The following is an 11,771-nucleotide window of genomic DNA, read 5'->3' on the forward strand; positions in this document are numbered from 1 at the left end:
CAAACGCCCAACTACCTTCCGGTCAGGAGGCGCGGGCGGGCAACCAGTGAGTCGTGCTGTTGATGGTGATCATCCGCTGGGTGGCACGGGTCAGGACGACGTACAACGCGCGGACGCCCCCGAGCGTATCGCTGACGATCCGGTCCGGCTCCACCACCACCACCGCGTCGTACTCGAGTCCCTTCGACTCCAGCGGGGTGAGGGTGGCGATCCGGGGATCGTTGAGCTCGGCAAGCACCGCGTCGACAGCCGGCCGCAGCTTCGGCGGCACGATCACGCCGACCGTGCCCTCGACCAGGCCGAGCAGCTCGGCGGCCGCGTCGGCCGAGGCCTCGGCGACCTTGGCCGCGTCGAAGATCCGGTGCTCCGGCCCGACCCCGGTCCGGCGGACCGCGTCCGGCAGGTCGGCGTCCGGGATCTGTTGCCGGATCACCTCACCGGCGAACGCGTAGATCTCGGCCGAGTTCCGGTAGTTGGTGGACAGCCGGAACGTGTGCCGCTGCAGGTGCGACAGCATCGTCTCCATCGCGGTCCGGGCCTCGTCCGGGTCCGGCCAGGAGCTCTGCGCCGGGTCGCCGACGATCGTCCAGCTCGCCTGCGGACCGCGCCGGGTGACCATCCGCCACTGCATCGGGGACAGGTCCTGCGCCTCGTCGACGAGCACGTGCGCGTACTCCTCGGGCTCGTCGGCCTCGGCCGCCGCGGCCGCGCGGGCCCGGCGCTCCGACGTGGTGAGCACCTCGTTCACGCCGTCCGACAGGCCTTCCAGCCAGTCGAACTCCTCGTCCTTGCCCGCTTCGGGGACCGGCGCCCGGCCGAGCAGGTGGGTCAGCTCGTCCAGCAGCGCGACGTCGGCGACCGTGATCTCGTCGGTGCCGCGGATCCCCGCCGCGAGCGTCTCGATCTCGGCCGGGGTCAGATCGTGCCGCGCCCAGCGCGTGAGGCGGCGCGCATCGCCGAGCCAGCGCAGCACGGTCAGCGGCGTCAGCACCGGCCACCAGGCGGCGAAGAAGCTCCGGAACGCCGGGAGGTCGGTGACCTGGTCGCCGAACGACTCGCGGTCGGCGTACACGCCGTTGCGCAGGTCCTCGGGGAACCGGCTCCACAGCGCCGCGACGAGTCCCTTGCGCGCTTCGGCGGCGGCGCGGTTCCGCGGGGTCCGGCGCAGGGCGTTGCGGCGGACGTTGTCGAGCTGGTTCGCGTCCAGCTCGACCGTGCCGCCGCCGACGAAGACGCGCAGCGTGGTCGGCGCCTCCGGGACCCGGTCGCGGGCCGCTCGGGACAGCAGGCCGGTCATCCGCAGCGAGCCCTTGATCGCGGCCACGTCGGCCTCGTCGATCGCGGTCGCGAGGACGCCGTCGACCAGCTCGCCGACCGCGCGCAGGGAGACGGTGTTCTCGCCCAGGCTCGGCAGCACCCGCTCGATGTAGGCCATGAACGCGGCCGACGGACCGACCACGAGCACCCCGCCGCGCTCGAACCGGCGACGGTCGCTGTAGAGCAGGTACGCCGCGCGGTGCAGCGCGACGACGGTCTTGCCGGTGCCCGGCCCGCCGCCGATCACGGTGACACCGCGGGCAGGAGCCCGGATCGCCTGGTCCTGCTCGGCCTGGATGGTGGCGACGATGTCGCGCATCGTGTGCCCGCGGGCCCGCGACAGCGACGCCATCAACGCGCCCTCGCCCATCACCGGCAGGTCCTCCGGCGCCCGCTCGGGAGCCAGCAGGTCGTCCTCGATGCCGATGATCTTCGCGCCCTTGTTGCGCAGCACCCGCCGGCGGACGACGCCCAGCCGGTCGGTCGACGTCGCGCGGTAGAACGGCTCCGCGGCCGGCGCCCGCCAGTCGATCACCAGCGGCTCGTACTCGGCGTCGCGGACACCGATCCGGCCGACGTACAGCTTCTCCAGGTCGGCCGCGCGCTCGGCGGGCGGCCCGTCGTCGCCGCCGTCGGAGTCGAGCCGGCCGAACACCAGGCCCTCGTGCTCGGCGTCCAGCTCGGCGATCCGCCGGGCGGCCGCGAACACCAGGACGTCGCGCTCGTACAGGCCGGTCTGCTCCTCTTCGCGCACCCGGCCGACGTTCTGCGCCTGGGCGCGCTGATGACCCTCGACCGCGATCCGGGACGCCGACCGGGAGGCCGCTTCGACCCGGTCGTAGACCCGGTCGACATGCTGCTGCTCGGCCTCCAGCTCAGCCCGCTCGACCGACTCGGGATCGGGTGACGTGGGGGTTTGGTCCACCGGGGTCCTCTCTACTGCCGGGGCGCTTTCCCCCGACACGGAACACATGAACGATCAATCGTAGTGCGCGCTTCCGGCCGACCCCAGGCCGGTCCCGCCCTTTCCCTCAGGCTTTGCCGACCGCGTCGGCCACGATCGCCGCGCCGAGCGTCGTCGCGGGCACCCCGCCGCCCGGGTGAGCGCCCGCGCCGACGCAGTACAGGCCCTCGACCGGCGAGGTGTTCGCGGCCCGGCGGCGGGCGGTCCGGTAGCCCTCCCAGGCGACTCCGGCCCACCACGACGCCGACGTCTGCCGGGACACGACCTTGTCCCGGATGTGCAGACCGCGCGCGACCAGCAGGTCGACGACGTCGTCGGTGGGGAAGCCGTGCACGAGCACCGACCAGGCCTGGTGCCCGGCCGGCGCCTGACCGCCGGTCCGCACGGTCACCGTCGGCGTCCCGTGCAGCACGGTCTCGAACGGCAGCTCCGGCAACGGCTCCCGCAGCCCGAGATGGACGACGTACGCCGCCTGGGCCTGGTGTGTGCGCTCGACCTGCTTGCGGGCCTTCTTGGCCGCCGGGTCGGCGACGAGCTGGGTGTAGAGCACCCGTGGATCGATGTCGCTCACCACGATGTCGGCGGGCAGCTCGGTCCCGTCGGCCAGCCGGACGCCGGTGACCACGCCGTCTCGGGTGCTCACGCTCGCCACCTCGGCGCCGGTGCGCACGTCGATCTTGCGCTCGACCGCGCGCTGGGCCAGAGCGTCCGCGACGGCGCCGAAGCCACCGGCCACTGTCCAGCGGCCGAAGGTGCGTTCCAGGTACGACCAGACTCCGACGTACCCGGGTGTGAGCCGGGCTTCCGAGCCCTGCTGGGTGGCGTAGTAGCGCAGGACCGCCCGGGCCCGGTCGTCGTCGAGGCGGCGCTCAGCGACGGTCTCCAGGGACTGCCAGGGCTTCAGCTCGCGGATCGCGGGAAGGGGGAGCCGGTCCATCAGCGGCGGCTCCAGCGAGGTCTTGCGCAGCACCTGCCAGGTGTCGCTGTAGCTGTCGACCAGACTGGTCCAGCGCTGAGCGGTCTGCTCACCGGCCAGGTCGGTCCAGGCTTCGAGCTGCGCCGCACGGTCACCGACCGGCAGGTCCAGGACCGAGCCGTCGCCGAACAGGTGCCGGCGCGGCGTGGTGACGGGGTCGAGCTGGACCAGGCTCTCGATCGGCCGGCCGGACTTGCGGAACAGGTCGCGCAGGACGGCCGGCAGCGTCGTACTGGCGGCGCCGGCGTCCCAGCTGAAGCCGTCGGCCTCGACCCGGCCGAGGGCGCCGCCGAGACGGTCCTCGGCCTCGCAGACGGTGACCTGGTGGCCGAGCTTGGCCAGGCGGACGGCGGTGGCGAGACCGGCGAGGCCGGCCCCGATGACGATCACGCGGGACATCAGAGGGTGGTGCTCCCAGTCGCTGGATTGCTGCGTCGTTCCCGCCAGGCGCGGAACCTGACGAGGCCGCGCCGGATCGCGCGGAGTGCGAGGTAGACGGCGATCAGGCCGAGCACCAGCAGGACGGCGGCCACGATCAGCGCGGCGGTCGGGTGGAAGACGGCCAGCGACATCACGCTGAGCACGGCGACGTCCTCGCCGGAGGAGGCGGCGATGTTGGTGACCGGCTCGGGCGAGGTGTTGATCGCCAGCCGCAGGCTCGACTTCACCAGGTGCGAGACGAGGGCGACCACGCCACCGGTGGTGGCGACCACGGCCTGCTCCAGGTTGCTCGCGTCGCCGGCCATCAGCGCGGCGATCACCGCGCCGACCGTGGGCCGGATCAGCGTCGAGACGGTGTCCCAGGCGGAGTCGACGTACGGGATCTTGTCGGCGACGAACTCGATCGCGAACAGCGCGCCGGCGGCGATCAGCACGCCGTTGCCGGTCAGGGCCGCCGGTACGTCGTCGACGTCGGCGAAGCGGCCCAGCAGGCCGAGCACCAGAACGCACGCGTAGGCGTTGATCCCGCTCGCCCAGCCGGACGTGAAGGCCAACGGCAAGGCTTCCATGTTGCTGCTCCGAACTCGATCGCGGTCAGTAACGAACCTGACGCCGCGAGTTTTAGTTAACCGTTGACATCCGCTTCGCCTCGACCGAGAGTGAACAGGCTGCCGGTCCGCGTGACCGCCACACACTCCAGATCAGGGAGATCGAACATGCGTCGTCGTCCGAAGATTCTCGCCGCACTGGCCGCGCTGGCGCTGCCCATAGCCGCGACCGGCGTGTCGTCGGGCAGTCCGCCCGCCGCGGTCGCGGCCACGCCGGCGCCTGGGCTGGCCGCCGCGTTCCAGTCCGCTGCGCAGCAGTACGGCGTACCGGAGTCCGTACTGCTGGCCGTCTCGTACGCCCAGACCCGTTGGGACGACCACCAGGGTCGTTCGAGTACGTCGGGCGGCTTCGGCCCGATGCACCTGACCGCCGCCGACCCCAGTGAGCTGGTCGAGCGCTCCGCCGGGCAGAAGCTGGCCAAGGGCGACTCGCTGCGCACGCTGTACACCGCGTCGGACCTGACCGGGCTGGACCCGGTCGCGCTGCGCAACGACCCGGCGGCCAACGTCGCGGGTGGCGCGGCGCTGCTGGCGTCGTACCAGAAGTCGCTGGGGCTGCCGGTCGGTGCCGACACCTCAGCTGCCGACTGGTACGCCGCAGTCGCGAAGTACTCCGGCTCGTCGGACCGCGTCGGCGCCTCCGCCTTCGCCGACGACGTCTACGGCATCCTGGCCCGCGGCGCGGCCCGGACGACGAACGTCGGCGAGCAGGTGAGCATGCCGGCGCTGAAGGTGACGCCGCAGCGCGAGCAGCTGTCGCGGCTGAAGCTGTCCGGTGCTGCCCGGGACACGGCGGCGTCGGACGTGGAGTGCCCGGCCCAGCTGAACTGCGAGTGGCTGCCCGCGCCGTACCAGGTCACCGCGCCGGGTGACTACGGCAACCACGACCTGGCGAATCGGCCGAAGACCGGCAAGATCGACTACATCGTCATCCACGACACCGAGACCAGCTGGGAGGGCACGCTGAACCTGGTGCAGGACCCGACGTACGTGAGCTGGCAGTACACGATGCGCTCGTCGGACGGGCACACCTGGCAGCACGTGAAGGCCAAGGACGTCGCCTGGCACGCCGGCAACTGGTACGTGAACATGCACAGCATCGGGATCGAGCACGAGGGCTTCGCGGCCGAGGGCGCGACCTGGTACACCGAGGCGCTCTACCGCAACTCGGCCCGGCTGGTGAAGTACCTGGCGGCCAAGAACAACATTCCGCTGGACCGCGCGCACATCATCGGCCACGACCAGATCCCCGGCACGCTGCCGTCCACGGTGGCCGGTATGCACTGGGACCCGGGACCGTACTGGGACTGGGAGCACTACTTCGACCTGCTCGGCGCGCCGATCTACGGGCACCAGATCTTCCCGGTGAAGGCCGGCTCGATCGTCACGATCAAGCCCGGCTTCGACGACAACGTGCAGGTGGTCACCAACTGCACCGGCGCCGGGACGACGTGCGCCCCGCAGGGCACGAACTTCGTCTACCTGCGACAGGCACCGGACGACGCGGCGCCGCTGGTCAAGGACCTCGGCCTGCGCCCCGGTTCGTCGGCCTCGACGACGCAGGTGTCGGACATCGGAGCGCGGGCGGCGGCTGGTTCGCAGTACGTCGTGGCGCAGCGCTCGGGGGACTGGGTCGCCGTGTGGTACCTGGGCGCGCTGGCCTGGTTCAAGAGCCCCGCCTCGGCGCCAGACGCCTTCGCGAAGCCCGGCCTCGTGGTCAAGCCCAAGCCCGGCAAGGTGTCCGTGCCGGTCTACGGCCGCGCGTACCCGGAGCAGTCGGCGTACCCGGAGGGGATCCCGTACCAGACGGTGACGCCGCTGCAGTACTCGATCGGCGCGGGCCAGGCCTACCCGGTGGGCGACGCGACCATCGAGACCGACTACTACCGGGCCACGACCTTCGACGGCCGGCCGCCGACGGACCACGTCCAGGTGCTCGGCAAGGACCGGTACTACCAGATCTGGTTCGGCCACCGGATGGCCTATGTCCGGGCCGCCGACGTGGATCTGCGTCCGGCTGTCTGATCGCATGACCGACGAAGCCGTCCAGTCGCTGCTGGACGGCTTCGTCGCGTCCGCTCGCGCGATGCTGCCGGTCGAGGCGATCTGGGTGCACGGCTCGCTGGCGCTGGGCGACTTCGTCCCGTCTCGCAGTGACCTGGACCTGGTATGCGTGACCTCGGGGCCGGCGGATCCGGCGGCGATCAAGCGGATCCACCGGTCCCTGGACTCGCCGCTCGGCCGCCGGCTGCACTGCACCTACTTGCCTCGTGGCGCCTTGGGCGACGCCACGCTGCGCCATCCGACCTTCGCGCAGGAGCGGTACTTCAGCCGTCCGGTGACACCGGTCGCCCGGCGGGAGCTGTCCCTGGGCGACCTGGCGCTGACCGGGCCGCCGCCGTCGTCGTTGCTCCCGGCAACCAGCGACGAGGAGCTGGCCGCTTTCGTCCGGCGGGACCTGCTGACTTTTTGGTACCCGGTCACCGGGAAGCGTGCGCCGTGGCGGCGGGACATCTGGGTCGACCTCGGTCTGGTCACCCTCGCCCGCGCCGAGGCCACGCTGCGTACCGGTGCGCTGATCAGCAAGGGTGAGGCGCTCGACCGCCTGATCGCCCTCGGGGCGCCGTCAGCGGTGGTGAACGACATCCGCCGGCGCCGGTACGGCGGCGCGCTGGACAACTCGGTCAGTTGGCGCCTGCACCGCGCCGAACTGACCCGCACTTACTTGCGGAAGAAGATCCCTGCGATCGCCTGACACAGCTCGTCCTCGGTCATGCCGACGTCGACCTGGATCGCGTTCAGGTGCAGGGTTTTCGTCTGCTGCGCGAGGTGGGTGGAGAACAGGTGGTCGCGGGTGAGGAGGTTGCCGAGGGCCCGGTCCGGGTCGCTGGTGCCGTTCGCGAGGTGCCAGGTGCTGCCGCGGGTGTCGAAGGCGTGCCGGCGGAACTCCGGGGTCGGCAGCAGCCAGACGGCTTGGTTGCTGTTGGCAAGTAGCGGCGCGACGAGCTCCGGGAGCAGGCGGAAGCCTTCGGCTACCACGGGCTCGGGCGTGGCGGTCAGGTCCTCGACGATGTGCTCGAAGCCCTCGCCGCGGAACCAGTGGAACGTCTCCAGCATCACGTCGGGGGACCGGGTCGCCCAGCGCTCGTCCATGTCCATCGCCAGGAAGCGGTGCAGCTCCGGCGCGCTGTCCGGCGTACTGCGGGCGGCGTGGTCGCCCATCACGGCGTCGGTCGAGTAGTAGCGCAGGCCGTGCTCGGCGGCGATGCGCTGGGCAATGGTCGACTTGCCGGCGCCGCTGCCGCCGCCGATCCAGTAGACATGCTTCAGCGGGCTAATTGACGACCACCGGGGTGCCGTTGGTGAGACGCAGCAACTCGTCGTACGAGGTGGGGAAGACCGAGTGCGGGATGCCGGCCGCCGCCCAGGCCACGTCGTACTGGTCGAGGGTGGTGTCGACGAGCGTGCGGACCGGCGCCGGGTGACCGACCGGCGCGACGCCGCCGATCGCCTGGCCGGTGTGCTGCTTCACGAAGTCCGGGGTGGCTCGCTTGAGCTTGGTCAGTCCGAGCTCGGCGGCGAGCTTCGCGGTGTCGACCCGATGTGCGCCGGAGGTGAGGATCAGTACCGGCGTACCGTCGCCGTCGAAGATCAGGCTGTTCGCGATCGCGCCGACCTCGCAGCCGAGCTGTGCGGCCGCGGCCGCCGCGGTCGGCGCCGCTTCGTCGAGGATCCGGATCTCGCCGGTGGCGCCGGCTGCCGCGAGGGCATCCGCGACTCGCTGGACGTTGGGATGAGTGCTCACGTTCGCGACCTTACTTCTCGAAGACGGTGATCAGACGCCGGTACGCCGCCGGGTTGCTGAGCAGATCGGTGTTGTCCGCGAACTGGTCGATCGAGCCGACCAGCTCGAGTTCCCGCAGCCGCGGATCCTGCACGCGCGCCACGCAGGCCTCGGCGAACCGCCCGGCATCCAGCACGGTCGCCGGGCGCTCGTGGAACTGCCTCGGCGTCGGATCCACCTGCTCGGTGATGCCGAGCTCGTTGTGCCGGCGCGCCACGAGCTCGTATGCCTCGGCCAGTGCCTGCTCGCGATCGGCTTGCTTCTGCGCGCCGACGGCGCTGGCCAGGGCCTGGTCGAGCCCGTCGGCGTGGTCGAGCCGGCTGAACGCCGTACCGAGCCATTTGGAGTACGGCGCGTAGGTGCGGCCGATCAGCAGCGCCAGGCGCATCACGTCGCGGGCCAGGCGGGCGGCGAGGATGCGCGAGCCGAGCTCGTCGCCGACCTCGAACGTGCGCTGGACGAACGGCTCCTCCTGAGCGATCCGGGACCACTGGCAGGCGAGCATCCAGATCCAGAGGTCGTCGGGGTACCACCGGAGGGCGTGGCGGACCGGCTGGAGCCGGCCGTCGTCGGCGTACACGGCTCCGGCGACGACACCGAGCAGCTTCTGCTGCGGGGTGATCAGCCAGTTCGCCGTACTGAGGTCGGTGGTGGCGTCGAAGCCGAGCAGGTCGACGAGCCAGTCGGCGACGGTCGTCACGGTGATGTGGTGGACGGGTCGCTGGGTGTCCCAGCCGAAGCGGACGGGGTGGCCTTGGTAGTCGTCCGGCAGGTTCTGCTCGACGAGATCCTTGACCCGCTCGAGTTCGCCGTTGTCCACGAAGACGTGCAACCGCGGGCCCCAGCCGTGGTCGGTGGATCGCTGCGTGTCGTACCCGAGTACGTCGGAACCCCAGCCGAGCAGCCCCGCGGCGTACGGGGTGTTGCCGAGCAGTGGACGGATCACGTCGGTGTGGAAGCCGCGGCCGAGCTCGCGGGCCGGAGTGAAGGCCGTCATGCGACCGACCCTAGAGCCGCGGCGCTTCGCCGAGCATCAGGTTTTCAGCTCGGCCGCACCGAACGAGACGTTGAACCGGTCGCACCAGATCGAGACGCTGCTGAAGGCGGACAGGTCGACCTCGGCTGGGATCGGGTAGTTCTGGCTGCCCTTGTTGCCTTTCAGCTTGCCCAGGTTGTGGTACTTGCCGTCATCGAAGACGTGCCAGCCGGCCCTCCCTTCGCGGACCGGTGCGTCGCTCAGCCAGACCTTCAGGTCCGGGCCGTCCGACGTGTCCAAGCCCTCGATCCGCAGGGTGCGGGAGCCGTTCGGCAGCTGCAGGATCGCGACCGTGCCCGAGGTGTCGTGCTCGTGGCTGATCAGCCGGCCCTGACCGAGCGTGACCGGTGCCTGCGCGGGCGTGCTCGGCCGATCACCGGAAATTGTCGGTGGCGCCGGTGAGGATGAGGGCATGACGGACGGAGAAGCGGTGACGGGCGTTGTGGGGCCGGCGGTGGACACCGTCGCCGGCGGCGCGCCCGGAAGCGCCTCGTCGACGACCGTGTCGGTGAACACCCGCCACGGCTGGAACAGCGGCAGCGCGACCGCTGCCGCGACGACGGCCGCACCGGCGGCCACGGCGATCACCGTGCGGTTCGGGCTCATCGGTTCGCTCGCTCTCGTTGGTCAGGTCCGGAGTGGGGCCCGCGGAGGGGTGGCACCAGTCTGGCCGGTGGGCGCCCGGCGTAGGGCGCGCCGGGGATTACGGCCCGTTGACGTCTGTCGGCGGGCGAGGCTACGCTGTGAGTGTTCGAACAGATGTTCGATTGCCTCGGATTCGGGCTCGTCAGGAGCCCGGTGCGAGGGGATCGGCACAACTGCTCGGCTCCGGTGCGGAGTTGCGGCCGCATCGGTGACCGGTGGTCCCGGTGGGCCGGGCGCCGTGGTGGACCTCGACCCCCACCTGGCGTCCACCCACCGGGCCACTGCCCAGGGGAAGACGTTCGCACACAGGAGGCGATGGAGCATGTGGGAGTTCGACGAAGCCGTTGAGGTGCGTTCCGGCGTCGTGGACGGCATCGAGTCTCCGGAGCAGTTCCTCTGGCGCGGACGCCTGTGGCGGGTCTGCTCGGTCGAGGCGCACTGGACCGAGACCGCCGCCTGGTGGGAGCGCGGCGTGATCGGCTCCGGCATCGGCGCCACCGCCACCGCGATGGCGGGGGCATCATCCGCGGCCGTCGGGGTGTTGGACTCCGAGTGGGGGCCGCAGCGCGCGGTCTTCCGCGTGGAAGCAGGCTGCGGCCGGCAGGGCCGGCGCGAGATGTTCGATCTCGCGCACGACCCGGACTCCGGCCGCTGGCAACTGGAAAGGGTGAGTGACCGATGACCGTTTCACCGGTTTCCCCGGCCGCCGCGGGGTCGGCGACCCGTGACCTGTCCCGGGCCCGCGCGGCCCTGGCCGAGGCGCGGGAGACGAACGACCACCTGCTCAAGTACTCCAGCGCCCACGTCGCCGCCCTGCGCGTCGCCGCCGCGGTGCTGGCCGTCCGGGCCCGTCCGGTCCGCTCGGGCCCCCGGCGCCGCGTCCAGCGCAACGCCTGGGTCCTGCTCGCCGAGGTCGCGCCGGAGTTCGCCGAGTGGGCGTCGTTCTTCGCCGCCGGCGCGGCCGAGCGCGCCGCCGCCGAGGCCGGCCTGGAGCGCGCCGTCTCCACCCGCGAGGCCGACGACCTGATCCGCGAGGTCGAGACCTTCTACGGCCTGGTGGAAGAGAGCCTGCACCTGACCACCCAGCAGTCCCAGCCCAAGTACTCCGACCCCCAGTCGGTCCTCGCCCAGCCCTGGATGCAGGCGAGCTGACCCCCACTCCGGGCGGCCTCATCACCCGCCCACCCACCTGAAGGACCCCGGCCCGCCAATCCACCGGGGTCCTTCAGCCTGCACGGCGTGCCTCCGTCGGGTCCTTCAGCCAGTACGGCGTGCCGCGGGGCGTCCTTCAGTGCTCCGGCGTACATCCGCGGGGTTGCCCTTCAGCGAGTACGGCGTACGTCCGCCGGGTAGCCGTCCGCGGGCCATCGGCGGCCGGCTCGGGGCTCACCGGCGCCTGCTCGGCTGGGGGCGGGCGGTCAGCTCTGGTGGGGTGTGAACAGCCCGCGGTGGAAGGCTTCCGCGACGCGGCGGCCGGCTCGGGGCACACCTCCGCCGGGTCGGCGGGGAGTGGACGGTCAGCTCTGGTGCGGTGTGAACAGCCCGCGGTGGAAGGCTTCCGCGACGCGGCTGCTCGGTCGTTGACGTCAACGCACTCAGTACGACGTGCGAGGCGACCAGTTGCTGCATTTCCGCAAGGCCGTCGTCGGCCCCGCGACTGCCGTTTCCCGCCCGGTTGGGCTCATGGCGTCTCCTTCGATCACGATGTTCTCCAGGCTGGTCCGGCCGGGGCCTGCGGCGCGTCGCCTGACTGGCGCACGATTTTCTCCAGGCTGGTCCGGCCGGGGCATTGCGGCGCGTCGCCCGACCGGCCGCATGGCGTTTTCCAGGCTGGCCCGGCCGTCCGCGGCGCGTCGCCTGACCGGCCGCACGATGTTTCTCCAGGCTGGTCCCGTCGGGGCCCGCGGCGCATCGCCGGACCGGCTCCACGATCCGGGCGA

General features: G+C 71.7%; 11 protein-coding genes. 4 read left to right on the forward strand and 7 right to left on the reverse strand.

Annotated elements, in window-relative coordinates; genetic code table 11:
* Positions 1-22 precede the first annotated feature (22 nt).
* The 3 genes from ACQPXM_RS16560 to ACQPXM_RS16570 form a co-directional block, all read right to left on the reverse strand.
* Entirely contained in the window at positions 23-2,242 is a 2,220-nt protein-coding gene (locus ACQPXM_RS16560) for a HelD family protein (RefSeq protein ID WP_432949489.1), read from the reverse strand.
* A 106-nt stretch (positions 2,243-2,348) separates the two neighbouring features.
* Positions 2,349-3,656, reverse strand: a complete 1,308-nt coding sequence (locus ACQPXM_RS16565) for a phytoene desaturase family protein (RefSeq protein WP_432949491.1) — start codon at positions 3,654-3,656, stop codon at positions 2,349-2,351.
* Positions 3,656-4,267 (reverse strand): DUF4126 domain-containing protein, encoded by a 612-nt coding sequence (locus tag ACQPXM_RS16570; RefSeq protein WP_432949493.1) that lies wholly within the window; start codon positions 4,265-4,267, stop codon positions 3,656-3,658. Before ACQPXM_RS16570 ends, ACQPXM_RS16565 begins: the two co-directional genes overlap by 1 nt.
* Positions 4,268-4,414: 147 nt before the next feature.
* On the opposite strand from ACQPXM_RS16570, the gene ACQPXM_RS16575 reads away from it, so the two are divergent.
* Positions 4,415-6,331 carry an N-acetylmuramoyl-L-alanine amidase gene (locus ACQPXM_RS16575; RefSeq protein WP_432949495.1) on the forward strand — a complete coding sequence of 639 codons (1,917 nt, stop codon included), beginning with the start codon at positions 4,415-4,417 and terminating at the stop codon, positions 6,329-6,331.
* 4 nt (positions 6,332-6,335) lie between these two features.
* Positions 6,336-7,061: a nucleotidyltransferase domain-containing protein gene (locus ACQPXM_RS16580; protein ID WP_432949497.1), complete on the forward strand. Its 726-nt coding sequence runs from the start codon at positions 6,336-6,338 to the stop codon at positions 7,059-7,061.
* On the opposite strand, the gene ACQPXM_RS16585 is transcribed toward ACQPXM_RS16580, so the two are convergent.
* From ACQPXM_RS16585 to ACQPXM_RS16600, 4 genes are all read right to left on the reverse strand, one after another.
* Positions 7,028-7,528 (reverse strand): hypothetical protein, encoded by a 501-nt coding sequence (locus tag ACQPXM_RS16585; protein ID WP_432949499.1) that lies wholly within the window; start codon positions 7,526-7,528, stop codon positions 7,028-7,030. The genes ACQPXM_RS16580 and ACQPXM_RS16585 overlap by 34 nt on opposite strands.
* 112 nt (positions 7,529-7,640) lie before the next feature.
* Entirely contained in the window at positions 7,641-8,111 is a 471-nt protein-coding gene (locus tag ACQPXM_RS16590; RefSeq protein ID WP_432949501.1) for a YbaK/EbsC family protein, read from the reverse strand.
* Between the two features lie 10 nt (positions 8,112-8,121).
* Positions 8,122-9,147 (reverse strand): DUF4037 domain-containing protein, encoded by a 1,026-nt coding sequence (locus ACQPXM_RS16595; RefSeq protein ID WP_432949503.1) that lies wholly within the window; start codon positions 9,145-9,147, stop codon positions 8,122-8,124.
* A 36-nt stretch (positions 9,148-9,183) separates the two neighbouring features.
* Positions 9,184-9,792, reverse strand: a complete 609-nt coding sequence (locus tag ACQPXM_RS16600) for a DM13 domain-containing protein (RefSeq protein ID WP_432949505.1) — start codon at positions 9,790-9,792, stop codon at positions 9,184-9,186.
* A 361-nt stretch (positions 9,793-10,153) separates the two neighbouring features.
* Here ACQPXM_RS16600 and ACQPXM_RS16605 point away from each other — a divergent pair, with 361 nt between their 5' ends.
* Positions 10,154-10,513, forward strand: a complete 360-nt coding sequence (locus ACQPXM_RS16605) for a DUF6504 family protein (protein WP_432949507.1) — start codon at positions 10,154-10,156, stop codon at positions 10,511-10,513.
* A complete protein-coding gene (locus ACQPXM_RS16610) occupies positions 10,510-10,983 on the forward strand; it encodes an SAV_6107 family HEPN domain-containing protein (protein WP_432949509.1) in 474 nt (157 codons plus the stop codon). The genes ACQPXM_RS16605 and ACQPXM_RS16610 overlap by 4 nt, the downstream gene beginning before the upstream one ends.
* Positions 10,984-11,771: the final 788 nt, after the last annotated feature.

It is taken from the genome of Kribbella sp. CA-253562 (assembly GCF_050942265.1).
Taxonomy (GTDB): domain Bacteria; phylum Actinomycetota; class Actinomycetes; order Propionibacteriales; family Kribbellaceae; genus Kribbella.

Excerpts from the sequence above, each read along its gene's own strand:
- ACQPXM_RS16570 (WP_432949493.1), bottom strand. The coding sequence starts at position 4,267 with ATGGAAGCCTTGCCGTTGGCCTTCACGTCCGGCTGGGCGAGCGGGATC.
- ACQPXM_RS16595 (WP_432949503.1), bottom strand. The coding sequence starts at position 9,147 with ATGACGGCCTTCACTCCGGCCCGCGAGCTCGGCCGCGGCTTCCACACC.
- ACQPXM_RS16600 (WP_432949505.1), bottom strand. The coding sequence starts at position 9,792 with ATGAGCCCGAACCGCACGGTGATCGCCGTGGCCGCCGGTGCGGCCGTC.
- ACQPXM_RS16605 (WP_432949507.1), top strand. The coding sequence starts at position 10,154 with ATGTGGGAGTTCGACGAAGCCGTTGAGGTGCGTTCCGGCGTCGTGGAC.
- ACQPXM_RS16585 (WP_432949499.1), bottom strand. The coding sequence starts at position 7,528 with ATGGGCGACCACGCCGCCCGCAGTACGCCGGACAGCGCGCCGGAGCTG.
- ACQPXM_RS16575 (WP_432949495.1), top strand. The coding sequence starts at position 4,415 with ATGCGTCGTCGTCCGAAGATTCTCGCCGCACTGGCCGCGCTGGCGCTG.
- ACQPXM_RS16580 (WP_432949497.1), top strand. The coding sequence starts at position 6,336 with ATGACCGACGAAGCCGTCCAGTCGCTGCTGGACGGCTTCGTCGCGTCC.
- ACQPXM_RS16565 (WP_432949491.1), bottom strand. The coding sequence starts at position 3,656 with ATGTCCCGCGTGATCGTCATCGGGGCCGGCCTCGCCGGTCTCGCCACC.
- ACQPXM_RS16610 (WP_432949509.1), top strand. The coding sequence starts at position 10,510 with ATGACCGTTTCACCGGTTTCCCCGGCCGCCGCGGGGTCGGCGACCCGT.